Source organism: Clostridium zeae, from assembly GCF_017312485.1.
Taxonomy (GTDB): Bacteria; Bacillota; Clostridia; order Clostridiales; family Clostridiaceae; genus Clostridium_AR; species Clostridium_AR zeae.
Genome location: NZ_BMBA01000002.1, coordinates 1,052,932 through 1,068,787, shown reverse-complemented (window position 1 = coordinate 1,068,787; position 15,856 = coordinate 1,052,932). Strand labels below are relative to the sequence as shown.

Annotated in this window: 10 protein-coding genes and 1 other annotated feature; of the genes, 8 read left to right on the top strand and 2 right to left on the bottom strand. The window is 32.2% G+C overall.

Features of this window, described 5'->3' with window-relative positions:
- Positions 1 to 143 precede the first annotated feature (143 nt).
- Both J3477_RS14160 and J3477_RS14155 read left to right on the top strand, forming a co-directional pair.
- The gene (locus J3477_RS14160; RefSeq protein ID WP_206870591.1) at positions 144 to 1,304 is read left to right on the top strand and encodes an iron-containing alcohol dehydrogenase; all 1,161 of its coding nucleotides are present in this window, start codon (positions 144 to 146) and stop codon (positions 1,302 to 1,304) included.
- Positions 1,305 to 1,861: 557 nt separating this feature from the next.
- On the top strand, positions 1,862 to 3,304 hold the full coding sequence (locus J3477_RS14155) for a 6-phospho-beta-glucosidase (RefSeq protein WP_206870590.1): 1,443 nt from the start codon (positions 1,862 to 1,864) through the stop codon (positions 3,302 to 3,304).
- 127 nt (positions 3,305 to 3,431) lie between these two features.
- On the opposite strand, the gene J3477_RS14150 is transcribed toward J3477_RS14155, so the two are convergent.
- The gene (locus tag J3477_RS14150; protein ID WP_206870589.1) at positions 3,432 to 7,079 is read right to left on the bottom strand and encodes an Ig-like domain-containing protein; all 3,648 of its coding nucleotides are present in this window, start codon (positions 7,077 to 7,079) and stop codon (positions 3,432 to 3,434) included.
- A 354-nt stretch (positions 7,080 to 7,433) separates the two neighbouring features.
- Here J3477_RS14150 and J3477_RS14145 point away from each other — a divergent pair, with 354 nt between their 5' ends.
- A complete protein-coding gene (locus J3477_RS14145) occupies positions 7,434 to 9,305 on the top strand; it encodes an APC family permease (RefSeq protein WP_206870588.1) in 1,872 nt (623 codons plus the stop codon).
- A gap of 179 nt (positions 9,306 to 9,484) precedes the next feature.
- Here the strand turns inward: J3477_RS14145 and J3477_RS14140 are convergent, their stop codons facing one another.
- On the bottom strand, positions 9,485 to 10,048 hold the full coding sequence (locus tag J3477_RS14140; RefSeq protein WP_206870587.1) for a TetR/AcrR family transcriptional regulator: 564 nt from the start codon (positions 10,046 to 10,048) through the stop codon (positions 9,485 to 9,487).
- 165 nt (positions 10,049 to 10,213) lie between these two features.
- Here J3477_RS14140 and J3477_RS14135 point away from each other — a divergent pair, with 165 nt between their 5' ends.
- From J3477_RS14135 to gltX, 5 genes are all read left to right on the top strand, one after another.
- The gene (locus J3477_RS14135; RefSeq protein WP_206870586.1) at positions 10,214 to 11,011 is read left to right on the top strand and encodes an EFR1 family ferrodoxin; all 798 of its coding nucleotides are present in this window, start codon (positions 10,214 to 10,216) and stop codon (positions 11,009 to 11,011) included.
- A gap of 94 nt (positions 11,012 to 11,105) precedes the next feature.
- Positions 11,106 to 11,609, top strand: a complete 504-nt coding sequence (locus tag J3477_RS14130) for a flavodoxin (RefSeq protein WP_206870585.1) — start codon at positions 11,106 to 11,108, stop codon at positions 11,607 to 11,609.
- Positions 11,610 to 11,946: 337 nt separating this feature from the next.
- Positions 11,947 to 12,144 (top strand): cold-shock protein, encoded by a 198-nt coding sequence (locus tag J3477_RS14125; RefSeq protein WP_128215213.1) that lies wholly within the window; start codon positions 11,947 to 11,949, stop codon positions 12,142 to 12,144.
- 225 nt (positions 12,145 to 12,369) lie between these two features.
- Positions 12,370 to 13,644 carry a DEAD/DEAH box helicase gene (locus tag J3477_RS14120; protein ID WP_206870584.1) on the top strand — a complete coding sequence of 425 codons (1,275 nt, stop codon included), beginning with the start codon at positions 12,370 to 12,372 and terminating at the stop codon, positions 13,642 to 13,644.
- A 158-nt stretch (positions 13,645 to 13,802) separates the two neighbouring features.
- Positions 13,803 to 14,024: a binding site (T-box leader), on the top strand.
- Positions 14,025 to 14,099: 75 nt separating this feature from the next.
- Positions 14,100 to 15,761 carry a glutamate--tRNA ligase gene (gene gltX / locus J3477_RS14115; RefSeq protein WP_206870583.1) on the top strand — a complete coding sequence of 554 codons (1,662 nt, stop codon included), beginning with the start codon at positions 14,100 to 14,102 and terminating at the stop codon, positions 15,759 to 15,761.
- The last annotated feature ends 95 nt before the right edge of the window (positions 15,762 to 15,856 follow it).

Genomic DNA, 15,856 nt, shown 5'->3' with positions numbered 1-15,856 from the left:
AAGAGTGAATTCTGTACTACAGAGTTCACTTTTTTTGCTGTATAGGAATTAGTATTGACTTAGAGTTTACTGTAAGGGGTATACTTGAACTATAAAAAGTTAAAAATTAGTAAAGATTCATGTACTAATAGGAGGAAGAAAAGATGGATAATTTTAAGTTTAATGCTTATACAGAGATGCTATTTGGTAAAGGTCAGATTTCTAACCTTCCAGAAGTATTAAAAAGACATGGGAAAAATGTATTGCTTGCTTATGGTGGAGGAAGTATAAAGAAAAATGGAATATATGATAATATTCAAGAACTTCTAAAGGATTTTAATATAATAGAATTTAGTGGAATTGAACCAAATCCTAGAATAGAAACAGTAAGACGTGGAGTGGAACTTTGTAAAGAACATAATGTTGATGTTATATTAGCTGTTGGTGGTGGAAGTACTATAGACTGTGCAAAGGTTGTAGGAGCTGCTTACTACTATGATGGAGATGCCTGGGATATAGTTACGAGTCCAGCTAAGATAGATAAGGTTTTACCGATAGTTACTATCTTAACACTAGCTGCAACTGGATCTGAGATGAATAAAAATGCAGTTATTTCAAAAATGGATACAAACGAAAAGCTTGGAACAGCATCTTGGAATATGATACCTCAAACGTCTATTCTAGATCCTGAATACTTATATACTTTACCAGCTATTCAAACATCAGCTGGCTGTGCAGATATAATGTCTCATATTATTGAAAATTACTTTAAGAAAACTACTGATGCTTTTGTACAGGATAAGTTTGCAGAAGGATTACTACAGGCTTGTATAAAATACTGTCCGATAGCATTAAAAGATCCAAAGAATTACGAAGCTCGTGCTAACCTGATGTGGGCTAGTTCCATGGCTCTTAATGGTCTTACTGGAAGCGGAAAGGCAGGAGCATGGACTTGTCATCCTATAGAGCATGAATTAAGTGCATACTATGATATAACTCATGGAGTAGGTCTTGCTATTCTAACCCCAAGATGGATGAGATATATATTAAGTGAAGCAACCATTGATAAATTCGTTGATTATGCTATAAATGTATGGAATCTAGACCCTAAGGGAGATAAGTTTGCGCTTGCAAATCAAGCTATAGATGCCACAGAAGACTTTTTTAAAGCTTGCGGAATTCCAATGACTTTAAGTGAATTAGGAATAGACAAAACAAATTTTGAAGCAATGGCAAAATCAGCTGTTGAACATGGTGGTTTAGCATATGCTTACGTTGCTTTAAATGAAGAAGATGTATGTAAGATTTTAGAGATGTGCTTATAAGGAAGAAAAGTTTTATAATTAGGTGATGTTAAAACACTGCATTGAAATTAAATGGTTATTGATCCGAGGCTCTTTAGATGAACAACTCTATAATTAAACTAATACTCTTAGGTTTAGAGTTATTCATCCTTAATGAGCTTACGCATAATCACTTAATTTCAATCATAGTACTAAACATTACTAATATATAAAAGTATTTATGATAAAATCTTGCATATCTATGTGAAAATGGGGATAAGCAAGATTTTTGATTTAGCATTGAAACGTGTACAGCTTTATAAGTAAAATTTATTGACTATAAATAGAATGAGAAATATAATTAAAGTATAGTGTATTATAAACGCTTACATATAATAGTTGTAGGATTGTAACTGAGTTGATCAGGCGAGACCTTCATTTAGTACAAAGCGAGACAAGCTCTCTCTTTTTATTAATTGAGGTCTCTTTTGTTTTTTATTCTTTAGACCAGTTATAACTCAATTATATCTGTGTATGTATAACAAACTTGAAACTCGATTTTTTCATTTAAGTTTAATAATATTTTTGGAGGTATAGAAATGACAGTTAACACAAACAAATTACCAGAAGGCTTTTTATGGGGAGGAGCTACTGCTGCGAACCAATTCGAAGGAGGATATTTAGAAGGAAATAAGGGATTATCTACAGTGGATGTAATTCCAGCTGGAAAAGATCGTTTCCCAGTTATGCTTGGAAAGATGAAGATGTATGAGTGTGATGAAGAGCATTTTTACCCAAGCCATGAAGCTATTGATTTTTATCATAATTATAAAGAAGATATTGCATTATTTGCAGAAATGGGATTTAAGTGTTTTAGAATGTCTTTAGCTTGGTCTAGAATATTCCCTAACGGAGATGAGGTAGAGCCAAATGAAGAAGGTTTAAAATTCTATGATGATGTATTCGATGAATGCTTGAAATACGGTATTGAGCCATTAGTTACTATAACTCACTTTGATGTGCCTATGAACTTAGTAAAGACTATTGGTTCATGGAGAAGCCGTAAGATGGTAGATTATTATGAAAGATTATGTGAGGTTATATTTAATAGATATAACAATAAAGTTAAGTATTGGCTTACTTTTAATGAAATAAACATGCTTTTGCATCTTCCATTTATAGGAGCTGGTTTAACTTTTGAAGAAGGGGAAAATGTAGAAGCAGTAAAATATCAAGCTGCACATCATCAATTAGTTGCAAGTGCTAAGGCTACTAAAATAGCTCATGAAGTAAATCCAGAAATTAAGGTTGGATGTATGTTAGCTGCAGGCAATACTTATGCTAATACTTGTGCTCCTGAAGATGTATGGAGATCAATGGAGAAGGATAGAGAAAACTATTTCTTCATAGATGTTCAATCTCGTGGAGAGTATCCAAACTATGCAATAAAAATGCTTGAAAAAAATAATATAGAGCTAAAAATGGAAGAAGGAGACCTTGAAGTATTAAAGAATAATACTGTTGATTTTATTTCTTTCAGCTATTATTCTTCAAGACTTACAAGTGCTGATCCAGAGGTTAATAAAGAAACTGCAGGAAATGTATTTGCTACTTTAAAGAATCCGTATCTAAAAGCAAGTGAATGGGGCTGGCAGATAGATCCACTTGGACTTAGAATAACTATGAATTCTATTTATGATCGTTATCAAAAACCACTATTTATTGTGGAAAATGGCTTAGGTGCTGTGGATAATCCAGATGAAAATGGATATGTAGAGGACGACTACCGTATAGACTATTTGAGAGCACACATCAAAGCAATGGAAGATGCAGTTAATGAAGACGGTGTAGAACTTATGGGATATACTCCATGGGGATGTATAGACTTAGTAAGTGCATCTACTGGTGAAATGAAGAAGAGATATGGCTTTATCTATGTAGATAAAGATAATGAAGGTAATGGTACGTTGAAACGTTCTAAGAAGAAGAGCTTTTATTGGTATAAAAAAGTTATACAAACAAATGGTGAAGATTTAGAGTAAAAGTTCATTAAGCATGTATTAAAAATCTTAAGCACGGCAAGTTATATAACCATAAAATTCTATAATCACTAATATAATTAAAACCCACGACATGTTTGTCGTGGGCCTTTTACTATATTCTTATAAACTAATTAGTTACTGTTATTGTGCATCGTGCAACTTTTGTAGGGTCTTGTACAGAAGCTACAGTGATGGTAGCAGTACCTAATCCTACAGCATGAACTTTACCAGAGGAATCTACTGAAATTACATTAGCATTACCACTTGTCCATGTTAATGATTTATCTGTAGCATTGGTTGGATTAACGGTAGCTATTAATGTTATATCAGCACCACTCAGCTTAAGGGTAGCTGTAGTTTTGTCAAGAGTTATGCTGGTAACACCATAGATAACTGTTAAATCCTTTGTAGCCGTAAAACTACCATCAGTAGTTTTAGCAGTGATAGTTACTGTACCAGTAGCTACAGGAGTAACGACGCCAGTAGCACTTACCTTAGCTATAGCTTCATTGCTGCTAGACCAAGTAACTGTCTTAATAGTAGCAGTAGTAGGAGCTATAGTAGTACCTAAGGTTAAAGTAGATCCCATTTTAACAACAGCAGAACTAGAAGTTACAGTAACTCCAGTTACTGGTATAGGAACGATGATAGTAGATTTTGCTACCTTAGTTGGGTCCTGTACTGAAGTTGCTGTTATAGTAACTGTACCATAAGCAACAGCATGAACTTTACCATCTGAATCTACAGTAGCTATGATAGGATTACTGCTAGTCCAAGTTAATGACTTGTTTGTAGCATTGGTTGGGTTAACTGTTGGGACTAAAGTTAAATCACTTTCGCCTAATCTAACATAAGCTGAAGTTTTATCAAGAGTTATACCAGTAACTCCGTAGATAACTGTTAAATCCTTTGTAGCCGTAAAGCCGCCATCAGTGGTTTTAGCAGTGATAGTTACTGTACCAGTAGCTACAGGAGTGACTACACCAGTAGCACTTACCTTAGCTATAGCTTCATTGCTGCTAGACCAAGTAACTGTCTTAATAGTAGCAGTAGTAGGAGCTATAGTAGTACCTAAGGTTAAAGTAGATCCCATTTTAACAACAGCAGAACTAGAAGTTACAGTAACTCCAGTTACTGGCACGGGAACGATAATGGTACATTTAGCTACTTTAGTTGAGTCCTGTACTGAAGTTGCTGTTATAGTAACTGTACCATAAGCAACAGCATGAACTTTACCATCTGAATCTACAGTAGCTATGCTAAGATTACTGCTAGTCCAAGTTAATGATTTGTTTGTAGCATTGGTTGGGTTAACTGTTGGGACTAAAGTTAAATCACTTTCGCCCAATCTAACATAAGCTGAAGTTTTATCAAGAGTTATACCGGTAACTCCATATATAACTGTTAAATCCTTTGTTGCTGTAAACCCGCCATCAGTGGTTTTAGCAGTGATAGTTACTGTACCAGTAGCTACAGGAGTAACGACGCCAGTAGCACTTACCTTAGCTATAGCTTCATTGCTGCTAGACCAAGTAACTGTCTTAATAGTAGCAGTAGTAGGAGCTATAGTAGTACCTAAGGTTAAAGTAGATCCCATTTTAACAACAGCAGAACTAGAAGTTACAGTAACTCCAGTTACTGGTATAGGAACGATGATAGTAGATTTTGCTACCTTAGTTGGGTCCTGTACTGAAGTTGCCGTTATAGTAACCGTACCATAGGCAACAGCATGTACAGTTCCGTTTGAATCTACAGCAGCTATGTTAGGATTACTGCTAGTCCAAGTTAATGACTTGTCAGTAGCATTGGTTGGGTTAACTGTTGGAACTAAAGTTAAATCACTTTCGCCCAATCTAACATAAGCTGAGGTTTTATCAAGCGTTATGCTGGTAACACCGTAGATAACTGTTAAATCCTTAGTAGCCATAAAGCCGCCATCAGTAGTTTTAGCTGTGATAGTTGCTGTACCAGTAGCTACAGGAGTAACTACACCAGTAGCACTTACCTTAGCTATAGCTTCATTGCTACTAGACCAAGTAACTGTCTTAATAGTAGCAGTAGTAGGAGCTATAGTAGTACCTAAGGTTAGAGTAGATCCCATTTTAACAACAGCAGAACTAGAAGTTACAGTAACTCCGGTTACTGGCACAGGTACAATAACAGTGAACTTTCCAACTTTAGTTGGGTCTTGTACTGAAGTTGCTGATATAATAGCAGAACCATATGCTAATGCATGAACTTTACCAGTAGAATCTACTGTTGCTATAGTTGGATTACTACTTGTCCAAGTTAAAGACTTATCATTAGCTCCAATTGGATTAACCGTAGCTGTCAATGTAATATCATCGCCGCCTACTCTAACGTAAGGTGAGGATGAAGTAAGGGTGATAGTGGATACTCCTTGGATAACTTTTATATTACAAGTAGCAGTGAAGCTTCCATCAGATGTTTTTGCTGTAATAACAGCTGTTCCACCTCCAACAGCTTTAACTACGCCTCCTGTAACTGTAGCAACAGCAGAATTACTTGTAGACCAAATAATTGTTTTATTGCTAGCGTTGCTAGGAAGAATTGTAGCAGTAAGTGTGCTTGTAGCACCAGCAGCTAAGGTTAAGTCACTACTAGATAAAGCTACAGAACTTACGCTAACAGGATTGAAATAAGTAAATGATAAATTTAATACTACATCTCCTGTTATACTGCTTCTGTTATAATCACCACTTGAATAAGAATAAGCTGTTATATTAGAAATTCCTCTAACTGCAGTAGATATATCAGCTGCTAGAGTAGAACCTTTCATATATCTTACTGTTATTTTAGTTTGATTATTTTTAATAGCGTCCTGAATCTTAGCATTTAATTCAGTGGCGTCATTTACAGTATATGCAGGTGTTAATAAACTAAGATTTAAAGCATCAATTAAACCTTGGTACACAGAAGAATTTGAAGAATCACTTACAAGTTTTGCATTTAAAGTAGTGGCAAAATCAGTGTTAGCTGTAGGGTAAGTTTTTACCCAAGTATGATTAAGTTTAATCTGAGTATCAGTAAGATTATAATAATCATAAGTTACTCTACCAGCTACATCTGGAAGAGGATCATCCCAAGTTGAATCAAAGTGGTACCAGGCACCATCAAGGTAAACCAAATTCCAAGCATGAGCTTGTCCGCCGGCTGTTCCTTCTACAATTTTAGTTTGGATGCCAGCTTGGTTTAACATCTTGTAAGAAAGCAGTGCGTACCCTTGACACACAGTTTTATACGGCGATGCAACAGCATCATAGTCTGAATGCTTTACTAATGTGGTATCATAAGCCACATTCTTTTCTATCCAATCATGAATAGCTTTTTCTTTCTCAAAATCATTCATTCCTGAAGTTATTATCTGGCTTAATACGTCATTTACTTTGGTACTTACATAGCTGTCTTGAGCTGCTGTATTCCAATAATTAAAAGTAAAATTGATGGTAGCAACTCCACCACTAACAGTATAAGAGTAGGAATAACCTTTACTAGTGTAATGCAAATAATCATCCCCGTTATAAATACTGTTTATCGCATTAGAAATATCATTGCCAAGTGTTGAAGTAGTTCCAGAATAACTTATGCTGTATGTAGTCAGTCTAGAGTGCATGGCTGAAGAAATCTTTGTCTGTAAGTCTGAAAGAGTTCCGGCAGAATCTACAGAACCGTATGCTTTCAATGTTACCATTACTACAAATAGTAGTGAAAACAAAGCAAGCTTGAAAAAATTAGATTTAAAATATTTTTTCACGATAAATACACCTCCTTATTTAATTAATAAAATATCCAGTGAATAAATATTCAGCCACTATTATATATTTTCGTCATTTTTCTTAGATACTGCATGCTTTTTGTAATTAGTTTTTAAATATATTTCTAGAAAACATGAATTATATTAAAGTTAATGGTAAAAAAATTCAATATATTGGAATATAATGGACTGTAATATTAACACAAAAACATTAGTTATAAGATGATGTATCATTTTTAGAAAAATGAGAGAAAGTATAATTAATAAAAAGTTCTAATAATTAAGGTACAATATCAGATTCATTTATTATTTTAAAAAAGATATTTTTTACAACATAGTATAGGGGGCAAAACGATGAATAGAAAATTTTCAGATGTGTTACTTGGAGAACCACTGCGTAGTGAGCAAGGTAAGCATGAGAAATATAATGTACCTTTTGGTCTTGCAATTATGGCAAGTGATGCGGTATCTTCTGTAGCATATGCGGCACAGGAAATTCTTTTTGTTTTAATAGTATTAGGTGCATCAGCATATCAATGGCTAACATGGACTTCATTTATGATTATTGGTCTACTCCTAATCCTTACAATTTCATACATACAGATTATTAAAGCATATCCTCAAGGTGGAGGGGCATATAAGGTAGCGAAGGAAAACTTGAGTGATAAGGCTGGTTTAACTGCAGGTGCAGGATTAATAATAGATTATATACTTACAGTAGCAGTTAGTGCTAGTGCAGGAGCAGATGCTATTGCCTCAGCGTTTAGTAGCTTAATGCAATATAAAGTTTTAATAGTTGTGGTGATAATTGTAATTTTAACTATTTTAAATTTAAGAGGCATAAGTGAATCTTCAAAGATATTTGCAATTCCTAGTTATATATTTATAGTTAGTATGATATTTATGATAATTTATGGATTATTTAAATATTTTGTACTAAATATCCATCCAGCGCCTATGTATTCGGTACCTACAAAAGCTACACAAAGCTTATCCTTATTTTTGATATTAAGAGCTTTTGCTTCTGGATGTTCCGCTTTAACGGGATTAGAGGCAGTAAGTAATTCTGTTCCCAACTTTAAAGAGCCAAGTCAAAGAAATGCAAAAATCGTTATGATATTATTGGCATTCATGATATTTTTCATATTTGGAGGTACATCAGTACTTGCAATATTTTATACAGCAGTACCAATTACAGATGGACCTACAGTTATCTCACAAATAGCTTCAGGGATTTTTAGCAATGGTTTTATGTTCTATATAATACAATTCAGTACAGCTATAATACTACTTATGGCATGTAATACAGCTTTTACTGGATTTCCAATGCTGATGTATATAGTTGCTAAGGACGGCTATGCACCAAGACAATTTACTGTTAGAGGAAAGCGCCTTGGGTTTACATTTGGAATCGTAGGGTTATCTTTTATTGCATGTATTTTGGTTATTATATTTAGAGCCGATACTCATAGGTTGATTCCTTTATATGCATTGGGAGTGTTTACTTCTTTTACTTTAGGTCAATTTGGTATGGTTAATCATTGGATAAAAGAAAAAGAAGAAGGTTGGAAAAAAGGTGCTATTATAAATGGAATAGGAACTGTGTTAACTTTAATAACAGGAATAGTAATTTTGATTGAAAAGTTCAGCCAAGGAGCTTTTATAGTTGTAATACTAATTCCAATTATAATTTTAGGACAATTAAGAATTAAAGCTCACTATGATAAAGTAGCTAAAGGTTTAAGTATAAGTACTGTAAACCTAAAAGACATAAATATGAAGAAAAAATATACTCATATTGTAGTAGTTCCTATAGCTAGTTTAAATAAAGCATCTATAAGTACACTTCAATATGCTCAGAGTTTAAGTGAGAATGTCATTGCTCTAAATGTGTCGCCAGATCAGGAGGCAATTGATAAATTAAAACAGAGATGGGATGAGTTGAACACAGATATAATACTTGTATCTAAATATTCACCATATAGAGCAATAATAAATCCTTTGATTGATAATATACAATTGATAGCAGATGCTGCTGGTGAAGATGAAAAGATAACAGTAATATTACCGGAATTCATCAGTCATGAAAAGAGGGGAGAAGTTTTACATAATCATACAAGTTTAATTCTTAGAGAAACCTTGCTTAGAAATCATAATATAGTGGTTTCAACCTATCCATATCACTTGGAGGAATGTAGAAGAAAGGGATCAGATGATTGTAAGTAATGTTAGTTATGAATTAAATCAGAATATTTTGGATTGAACGTTCTAAGTCTGAAGATTGATCACTGAATATAAATAAATGTTATATTAAAAATATAAAGTGTCTTTAAATGAAAATTTCGTAATTTTAAAAAACTCTCACTGGATTTGTGAGAGTTTTTTTAGTTTATAGCAATTATTATTTAGGCTCTTATAGAATGCCAGCAAGCATTAAGAACTTCATGTTTTTTAGCTTCATCAAGTTGCAATTTACCGCCCTTGTGGCCTTTTACAACTGAGGTAATTATACCTGATATAATTTGGGCAACCAAAGAAGTATCTATATTTTTAATAATTCTTTGATTTTGACCTTCAATAATTAAGTTATATACAATGTTAATGAAAGCATTATTTATTGAAGTATCATTATGACATTTAGTTTTATGTAGCAAATATGCGTATTGCTCAGCAAAATTAAGTTCATCAAAGTATTGAAATGTATATTCTAATAAACCAGAAACTAATTTATCAAACCGTATCTTTATTCCTTCAGATTGATCATAATTTGATAAGATGACAGCATCCATTTTTAAAAGTATATCCTGGTATAAGGCGCTTATTAAGTCATCTTTACTGGAAAAATAATTATATAAAGTTCCAGAACCAACATCTGCTTTTTTTAAAATCTTCGCTAAAGTAACTGATTGGATACTTTCCTCTACAATCAGTTGAAGAGTAGCATCTAATATATCTGATCTTTTACTCATTTTTTATCACCACCGTGGATTATATATTCTATATTATAACTAAAAAAAGCGCTTTTAGTCAATTTACTCATTGACAATAGGAGAAAATAGATATAGTATTAAAATAAAGTTGGAACAAACAATCCAAAAGGCTTAGGTATATATTAATTTGTTGAGGAAGGAATAATGATTATGAAGGGTGCGATTTTATATTTTTCGCTGACTGGAAATACTAAATTAGCTTGTGAGTATATAATTAGTAAGATTCAAGATGTAGAGTTTGATCTTATAAATATGAGAAATGGTTACCCAAATTTAGATGAGTATAATATTATAGGTTTTGCTACTTATGCAGATGAATATTCAATTGCTGAGTTTGTAAAAGCGTATATTGATGGTATGGAAAGTATTAATAAACCAGCTTTTGTCTTTAGTACCTATGGAAAAGACAACGGAGCAGCAACAAAAATTTTAGCCGAGAAGATAACAAAAAAGGGTTTTAAGGTAGTACTTGATCATGGGTTAAACACTCCTGAAAACTATCCTCCAGTTATGAAGCATGATCATGGACATATAAATAATCCAACTAAACAGCAGATGGATGAATTTAATATCTTCATAGATGAACTATCAAGAATATGTTTAAAAATAAGAAATAGAGAAGTAGTGAATGAGAAAAAGGTATTAGTAAAAACTAAATATATTGTGCTTAGTAAACTTGGAACTGCATTAATGATGAGAAAGATTATGGGGGATAAGAAAGTGGATAGCACATTATGTATCCAGTGCAAAAAATGTGTTAACACATGCCCATATAAGGTTATTAAAATGAATGATTTTCCAATATTTGATGAAGCTAAATGTCATGGTTGCTTTGCATGCTACAATTTATGTCCAACAAAAGCAATTTACACAAATGGGTACAATAAGTTTGGACATTATCCAAAGCCTAATAAAGCTGTAATTGAAAAGCTTAAGGTATGAATATAAACTAAGTAAATTTTTATCATTTAGAACAGTTATAATAAAACAAGATCCTTGTATAACTAAATTATACTATAAAAAAAGGAGAATCAAGATGGATAATAAGAAAATATTAATTGTATACTATTCCCTTCAAGGTAATACTAGACAAGTTGCTGAAAGTATTCAAAAATCTATAAGTGGTGACATTTTTGAAATAGAGCTTGAGAAAACATACAATGTAGCTACTGCAGCAACTTTAGGATTAATGCATATAAAAAGTGGACATACACCACAATTAAAGCGGCATATAGAGAACATTGAAAAATATGATATTATCTTTATTGGGTCACCAATATGGTGGTATACTATTACACCACCAATTACATCATTCTTAAAGGAATATAATCTACAAAATAAAATTGTTATTCCGTTTTGCACACATAAAGGCGATTTTGGAAATTTTCACACTAAATTTAGTGAATATTGCCCAAATGCTAAAATCATAGATGGCGGCGATTTTCACAATAACCAGTTAAAGGATGAAAATGTAAAAAAGAATTCTATAAGAAAATTTATTAATTTGGCTCAAAATGAAATAGAGTATAGGCTACTATAATTTAAAATCAATTTACATGTAACTATATATTTTTAGTAGAAAAATGATTCAAGCTATATAAGAATATAATTAATATCATATATAAATGAAAATAAAATAAAGAAGCATATAAATTGCATTGCTAATAAGAAGGTTGTAGATTTAAATTATGTAAATTAAAATAACTTGCTTTATATATTTAACTGTGTTATTCTTAAAAAGTACTTAAATTAATAGTAAATAATGCAACAAAATATATTTCAATTAGTACCTAGTAATAGAGTATGATGATATCGAGATTTTATTAGTTAGTTATTACAACAAATTTAAGAATAATAAAATTTCGGAGGTATATGATATGAACGGTAAAGTTAAATGGTTTAACGGAGAAAAGGGATTTGGATTTATTACAGGAGAAGATGGAAAGGATGTATTCGTACATTTTTCTCAAATAAAGACAGATGGATATAAGACATTAGAAGAAAACCAAGAAGTTTCTTTTGATGTAGCTAAGGGACCTAAAGGACCTCAAGCAGAAAATGTTACTATTCTTTAATTAGTAGATTTTTTACCCCTTAAATAGGTATTCTATTTAAGGGGTTTTTAGTTATTTATAAAGATGTACCTATTCAATCTGAAAACTATTTTCAAAACTCCTTTAGGTTATGAGAGGAGAATTTGAAAATATAAATTCTAAAATGAAGTGGTACATCCTTATATAATTTTTAATACTATATAAGATTTAAAGGTGCTAAATTGTTAGGTACCAATAAGGAGAAAAATGTTTTTTGAAGAATTGAAAATTATTGAACCAATTTTAAAAGCAATAAAGGATGAAGGATATACTACAGCTACGCCAATACAGGAGCAAGCTATACCAGTTATCCTTGAAGGAAAAGATTTAGAAGGATTTGCACAGACAGGTACAGGAAAAACAGCAGCATTTGCTATACCTATATTGCAACTTCTTCATAAAAAGAAAGAAACTGAAAGAAAAAATATAAATATTAAAGCTTTAGTGTTGGCTCCAACAAGAGAACTAGCTATCCAGATTGAAGAAAGTTTTTCGGCATATGGAAAGTATACAGGAATAAAGAATACTGCTATTTTTGGTGGAGTTTCACAAAAGGCTCAGGTAGAGAGGTTAAAGGCAGGAATAGATGTTTTGGTTGCAACTCCAGGAAGGTTGCTGGATTTAGTACAACAAAAGTATATAAATCTACAGCATATAGAGTTTTTAGTGCTCGATGAGGCAGATAGAATGCTTGATATGGGACTAGGTCATGATGTAAAAAGAATTATAGCAAAGCTTCCTAAAAATAGGCAGACAATGTTGTTTTCTGCGACTATGCCTAAGGAAATCTCAAAGCTTATAGAGTCTATTCTTTTAAATCCAATAAAGGTAGAGGTAACCCCAGTTTCATCTACTATAGATACTATTAGGCAGTCAGTATATTTGGTTGAAAAGAGAAATAAGAGACACTTGCTTACGCATCTGTTAAAAGATAAATCAATTGAATCTGTTCTTGTATTTTCTAGAACCAAGCATAATGCTAATAAAATAGCAGGTGATCTTGTTAAAGCAGGAATACAGGCTCAGGCAATTCATGGTAATAAATCACAAAACTCAAGGCAGCTTGCGTTAAGTAATTTTAAAGAAAAGAAAATAAGAGTTTTAGTTGCAACAGATATAGCTGCAAGAGGGATTGATGTGGAAAAGTTATCACATGTAATAAATTTTGATTTGCCTGAAGTACCAGAAACCTATGTGCATAGAATTGGACGTACTGGAAGAGCTGGAGCAGAAGGTATGGCAATTTCTTTTTGTGATGAGGAAGAAAAAGATTTACTTAAACATATTGAAAAAACTATATCAAAATCAATAACAGTTATTAAAGAACATCCATATACAGCTAATAACTTAGAGGTAAGCATTAAAAGTTCTGATATATTGAAGAATAAAGGTGCAGAGAAAAATAGAAATACAAGAAAAAATGATACTAATAGGAAAGATAACAAGAGCAATTATTTTAGAAAAAATAAAAAAAAGGCTTAATGCTTTATAGTATATAATTTCATGATTAAGTTATAGCTATAAACATTAATTATGGAAATTACTTTATCTTATGATAAGAAAATGTCTTTACATTATTATTTCCAAAATGTATAATTGATTTGTATTTTTTAAATAATAAATTTAGATATGAAAACTTAATAAACGTGTTGATAAAGAAGAGTAAATAGATTCTTAATTTGAAGAGATCTAGGGAGGGTGTAATCCTAGAAGTTAAAGCTATTGAAGGAAGCTTTGGAGCGATAGATAGAAAGTTTATAAACGTAGTATATTTATGGGGTTATTCCCTTAAAGATAAATAAGTGGATTAAGAAATTAATCAATTTAGGTGGTAACGCGGAAGATAGCCTTTCGTCCTAAGTATTTTTAGGATGAAAGGTTTTTATTTTTATATAAAAATATTAAATATGGCCATAGATAAAAAGGAGATGTGTTTGATGAGTTTTGAAAAATTAGCAGAGAAAATATTCCCAAAGGTTGAATGCTCTATAGAATATTATATGGAAAAATATCCAAAAAGAAATCTTAAAGAAGGTGCAAAGGTAGTAAGATATGCACCAAGCCCAACAGGCTTTCAACATATAGGGGGAGTGTTTGCTGCGTTAATCAATGAAAGATTAGCCAGTCAAAGTGAAGGCGTATTTTATTTAAGAATTGAAGATACCGATCAAAAGAGAGAAGTTCCAGGGGCAATAGATGATACTATAGCAACTATGCATCATTTTGGACTAGATTTTAATGAAGGTATGACAGGACAAGAAACTTCTAAAGGTGAATATGGTCCATATAGACAAAGTCAAAGAGCTGATATCTATAACACTTTTGCAAAAGACTTACTAATAAAAGGATTAGCTTACCCAGATTTCTGCACTCCAGAAGAGTTAGCAGAGCTAAGAGAAAAACAAATAGCTAATAAAATAACTCCAGGTTACTATGGAGAATATGCAAAGTTTAGAAATATCACTGAAGAGGAAGCTTTAGAGAGAATTGAAAGAGGAGAGCAATATATAATAAGACTGAAGTCTCCAGGAAATCCAGAAAAAAGAGTTGATTTTCATGATCTTATAAAAGGAGATATATCTTTCCCTGAAAACAATCAAGATGTTGTACTTATAAAGGGAGATGGACTTCCAACTTATCACTTTGCTCATGCAATAGACGACTTCTTAATGAGAACTACAGATGTTATAAGAGGAGAAGAATGGTTATCTTCGCTTCCTATACATGTTCAGTTATTTGAAGTATTAGGTTTTGAAGCACCTAGATATGCTCATATTCCTACAATAATGAAACAAGATGGTGGATCAAAGAGAAAGCTTTCAAAGAGAAAAGATGCAGAAGCAGCTGTTTCTTACTATAAGGAAGTGGGATATCCAACAGTTACAGTTATCGAATACTTACTTAACATTGTTAATTCAACTTTTGAAGAATGGAGATCTGAAAATCCAACGGCTGATTACCATGAATTTGAGGTTCAATTAGAAAAGATGAGTAAGAGTGGGGCGTTATTTGATTTAGTTAAATTAAATGACGTATCAAAAGATCGTATAGCTGCAATGAAGGCTGATGATGTTTATGCAAACTATATAGCTTGGGCTAAAGAATATGATAACGAAATGTGCGCATTAGTTAAGTCAAATGAAACAATGGCAAAAGAAATATTTAATATAGATAAAGAAGGTCCAAAGCCAAGAAAAGACTATGCTAAGTGGGATGAAGTTCAGGATAAGATATTCTATTTCTTTGATGAATTATTTGATAAAGAAACAGTAAATCAAATAGAACTTCCAAAGGGGCTTTCAATTGATGCTGCAAAGGAAGTAATAAACACTTACAAAGATGAGTTTAACTTCAATGCTGGTAGTCAAGAAGCTTGGTTTGAAGACTTAAAGGAAATAGGAATAAGACTTGGATACTGTGCTAATAGAAAAGAATTTAAAGCAAATCCAGATCAATTCAAAGGCATGATTTCTGATGTTGCAGGTGCAGTTAGAAGTGCGTTAGCTCATAGAAATAACACACCAGATCTTTATACTATAATGCAAATTATGGGTGAAGAAAAGGTAAGAAGCAGATTTGAAAAGTTTTTAAGTATATAATAGAAATCGCTAAGGATTAGTATCCTTAGCGATTTTTTATTATTTAGGAATTTATAACTTAATTATATCTGTGGATGAAGATGAGTAGTAACTTA

Coding starts and splice junctions, on each gene's coding strand:
- J3477_RS14160 (WP_206870591.1), top strand. CDS start 144: ATGGATAATTTTAAGTTTAATGCTTATACAGAGATGCTATTTGGTAAA.
- J3477_RS14155 (WP_206870590.1), top strand. CDS start 1,862: ATGACAGTTAACACAAACAAATTACCAGAAGGCTTTTTATGGGGAGGA.
- J3477_RS14145 (WP_206870588.1), top strand. CDS start 7,434: ATGAATAGAAAATTTTCAGATGTGTTACTTGGAGAACCACTGCGTAGT.
- J3477_RS14140 (WP_206870587.1), bottom strand. CDS start 10,048: ATGAGTAAAAGATCAGATATATTAGATGCTACTCTTCAACTGATTGTA.
- J3477_RS14135 (WP_206870586.1), top strand. CDS start 10,214: ATGATTATGAAGGGTGCGATTTTATATTTTTCGCTGACTGGAAATACT.
- J3477_RS14130 (WP_206870585.1), top strand. CDS start 11,106: ATGGATAATAAGAAAATATTAATTGTATACTATTCCCTTCAAGGTAAT.
- J3477_RS14125 (WP_128215213.1), top strand. CDS start 11,947: ATGAACGGTAAAGTTAAATGGTTTAACGGAGAAAAGGGATTTGGATTT.
- J3477_RS14120 (WP_206870584.1), top strand. CDS start 12,370: ATGTTTTTTGAAGAATTGAAAATTATTGAACCAATTTTAAAAGCAATA.
- gltX (WP_206870583.1), top strand. CDS start 14,100: ATGAGTTTTGAAAAATTAGCAGAGAAAATATTCCCAAAGGTTGAATGC.